Below are 3280 nucleotides of genomic sequence, written 5' to 3'. Positions count from 1 at the left end.
GCGAGTTTTTATTGAGACGGGGCCACGCGAGATATACTCTCGTTATATCGTCGGCTGCGTCTGATGTGTATAACTGACTGGCCGGCCCGCCCCGCTGGCGTACCCGTGCGGGCGCCCGCCGATCACATCCATCGGCGGGCGCCCTCTCATGTACGGGCCGTGTACGGGGAGCTAGGCCGACTTCTCGTGCCGGCCGTCGTGCTTCACGATCCTGGGCACCAGGGTCGGGTTGACGTTGTTGTGCACCACGTCCGCCGTGATGACCACGCGTGCCACGTCCTTGCGGGACGGCACCTCGTACATCACCGACATCAGGACCTCTTCCATGATGGCCCTGAGTCCACGGGCGCCCGTACCGCGCAGGATCGCCTGGTCGGCGATCGCCTCGAGCGCCGGGCGGTCGAAGTCCAGCTCCACGCCGTCGAGTTCGAACAGCCGCTGGTACTGCTTGACCAGCGCGTTGCGCGGCTCTACAAGGATCTTCAGCAGGGCCTCGCGGTCCAGGTTGTGCACCGAGGTGATGACCGGGAGACGGCCGATGAACTCGGGGATCATGCCGAACTTCACCAGGTCCTCGGGCATGACCTCCTGGAACTGGTCGCTCGCCTCGATCTCCCGCTTGGAGCGGATCGTGGCGCCGAAACCGATGCCCTTGGCGCCTGCCCGCGCCTCGATGATCTTCTCCAGACCGGCGAAGGCACCACCCACGATGAACAGCACGTTCGTCGTGTCGATCTGGATGAACTCCTGGTGCGGGTGCTTGCGGCCGCCCTGCGGCGGTACGGAGGCGGTGGTGCCCTCCAGGATCTTCAGCAGGGCCTGCTGGACGCCCTCGCCGCTGACATCACGGGTGATCGACGGGTTCTCGCTCTTACGGGCGACCTTGTCGATCTCGTCGATGTAGATGATCCCGGTCTCGGCCTTCTTGACGTCGTAGTCAGCGGCCTGGATCAGCTTCAGCAGGATGTTCTCGACGTCCTCGCCGACATAGCCCGCCTCGGTGAGCGCCGTGGCGTCCGCGATGGCGAACGGGACGTTGAGCATCCGGGCCAGCGTCTGGGCGAGCAGCGTCTTGCCCGAGCCGGTGGGGCCGAGGAGCAGGATGTTGGACTTCGCGAGCTCGATCGCGTCGTCCCGGCCCTGCCCACCGCCGTTCTCACCGGCCTGGACGCGCTTGTAGTGGTTGTACACCGCGACCGAGAGGGCCTTCTTCGCGGGCTCCTGCCCGACGACGTAACCCTCGAGGAACTCGTAGATCTCGCGCGGCTTGGGGAGCTCCTCCCACCGCACCTCGGAGGTCTCGGCGAGTTCCTCCTCGATGATCTCGTTGCAGAGGTCGATGCACTCGTCGCAGATGTACACCCCGGGGCCTGCGATGAGCTTCTTCACCTGCTTCTGGCTCTTTCCGCAGAACGAGCACTTGAGCAGATCGCCGCCATCACCAATGCGTGCCACGAGGTGCTTCCCCTTCGCCTGGGAGCGCTTGGTTCAGCGGCTCCTGGTGCCTCATATCCGACGGTACCTTGCCGGGCCCCTCGTTCGGGCCCCCCTTGGCGTGGTTCACATTTGACGTGCGCCACGCCAAGGGACGCTTGGCCTCTGTCAGGCGGCCGATGCGGCCGTGCTCTTACGGGTCGACACGATCTGGTCGACCAGGCCGTACGCCAGGGCGTCCTCGGCGGTGAGGATCTTGTCGCGCTCGATGTCGTCGCGGACCTTCTCGATCGGCGTGGACGAGTGCTTGGCCAGCATCTCCTCGAGCTGCACGCGCATGCGCAGGATCTCGTTCGCGGCGATCTCCAGGTCGGAGAGCTGCTCACGGCCGGTCTGCGAGGACGGCTGGTGGATGAGCACCCGGGCGTGCGGCAGGGCCATCCGCTTGCCGGGGGTACCGGCGGCCAGCAGCACAGCGGCGGCGGAGGCCGCCTGGCCCATGCACACCGTCTGGATGTCCGGCTTCACGAACTGCATCGTGTCGTAGATCGCGGTCAGCGCGGTGAAGGAGCCGCCCGGGCTGTTGATGTAGATCGAGATGTCACGGTCCGGGTCCATCGACTCCAGGCACAGCAGCTGCGCCATGACGTCGTTGGCGGAGGCGTCATCGATCTGCACGCCGAGGAAGATCACACGCTCCTCGAAGAGCTTCGCGTACGGGTCGTACTCGCGCACGCCCTGGGAGGTGCGCTCGACGAAGCGGGGGACGACGTAGCGGTTGTCCACCTGCGGGCCCGTGTAGAGGCCGCTCGCGGAGAGGTTGTTCTGCATGTGGGTGTTCACCATCCTGGTGGCGTTTCGCGGGCTGGAAGTCTGGAAGGCCGAGGGCGGCCGGAGCGGGCCCGGGGGCGGGGCGGGCGGCCTCAGGCGCCGGTGCCGCCGCCGCCCGGAACGCCCGAGGCAGCGGAGATGATCTCGTCGATGAGCCCGTAGTCCTTGGCTTCCTCAGCCGTGAACCAGCGGTCGCGGTCGCCGTCGCGGATGATCGTCTCGACCGACTGGCCGGAGTGGTGCGCGGTGATCTGCGCCATCCGCTGCTTGGTGCGCAGCAGGTACTCGGCCTGGATCTTGATGTCCGACGCGGTGCCGCCGATACCGGCGGAGCCCTGGTGCATGAGGATGTCGGTGTGCGGGAGCGCGAAGCGCTTGCCCGCGGTGCCGCCGGTGAGCAGGAACTGGCCCATCGAGGCCGCCATGCCCATGCCGATGGTGACGACGTCGTTCGGGATGTACTGCATGGTGTCGTAGATCGCCATACCGGCCGTCACCGAGCCACCGGGGCTGTTGATGTAGAGGTAGACGTCCTTCTCCGGGTCGGCGGCCAGGAGAAGGAGCTGCGCCGTGATCTTGTTGGCGATGTCGTCGTCGACCTGCTGGCCCAGGAAGATGATGCGCTCGCCGAGCAGCCGGCTGTAGACCTGGTCACCGAGGCCCCCACCGATGGACGGCTCACCGGCGGCGTTAGGCATCAGAATCGTCACGTAATCCACCTGCTCGTCTCTGACGGCTGCGGCCGTCTCAGCGTCTGTAGTACTACCGGGGCGACTCCCCGGGGTGATCCCGGGGGCGGGTACTCCCCTGCCCTCGTATTCATGGACCCTAACGCGCTGGTGGGCGGGCGCCATCCCGGTTCCGGAACTGTTCGCTGGGAGCGCAAGGTGGGCGGGGCCGGGCCGCGCATGCCGGACAGGGGCCCTCCCGCCCCCAGCCGGCCCGGCACGGCCCGGCCCATGGCGCGCGGGCCCCCGGGCCGGGGGCCTTGCGGGACCAGGCGGCGGCCGAAAGG

The 3280-nt window shown here is 67.3% G+C and carries 3 protein-coding genes; all 3 read right to left on the bottom strand.

Annotated features, from left to right (window positions below):
- Nucleotides 1-171: 171 nt before the first annotated feature.
- A complete protein-coding gene (gene clpX, locus ACFWI9_RS12175; RefSeq protein ID WP_338676672.1) occupies nt 172-1455 on the bottom strand; it encodes an ATP-dependent Clp protease ATP-binding subunit ClpX in 1284 nt (427 codons plus the stop codon).
- A gap of 147 nt (nt 1456-1602) precedes the next feature.
- Nucleotides 1603-2280 carry an ATP-dependent Clp protease proteolytic subunit gene (locus tag ACFWI9_RS12170; RefSeq protein ID WP_387161110.1) on the bottom strand — a complete coding sequence of 226 codons (678 nt, stop codon included), beginning with the start codon at nt 2278-2280 and terminating at the stop codon, nt 1603-1605.
- Between the two features lie 77 nt (nt 2281-2357).
- On the bottom strand, nt 2358-2963 hold the full coding sequence (locus ACFWI9_RS12165) for an ATP-dependent Clp protease proteolytic subunit (protein WP_338678261.1): 606 nt from the start codon (nt 2961-2963) through the stop codon (nt 2358-2360).
- Nucleotides 2964-3280: the final 317 nt, after the last annotated feature.

Source organism: Streptomyces sp. NPDC127084 (assembly GCF_042724175.1).
GTDB lineage: Bacteria > Actinomycetota > Actinomycetes > Streptomycetales > Streptomycetaceae > Streptomyces.
This window is presented reverse-complemented; position numbering and strand designations above follow the sequence as displayed.

Coding starts and splice junctions, on each gene's coding strand:
- ACFWI9_RS12165 (WP_338678261.1), bottom strand. CDS start 2,963: ATGCCTAACGCCGCCGGTGAGCCGTCCATCGGTGGGGGCCTCGGTGAC.
- ACFWI9_RS12170 (WP_387161110.1), bottom strand. CDS start 2,280: ATGGTGAACACCCACATGCAGAACAACCTCTCCGCGAGCGGCCTCTAC.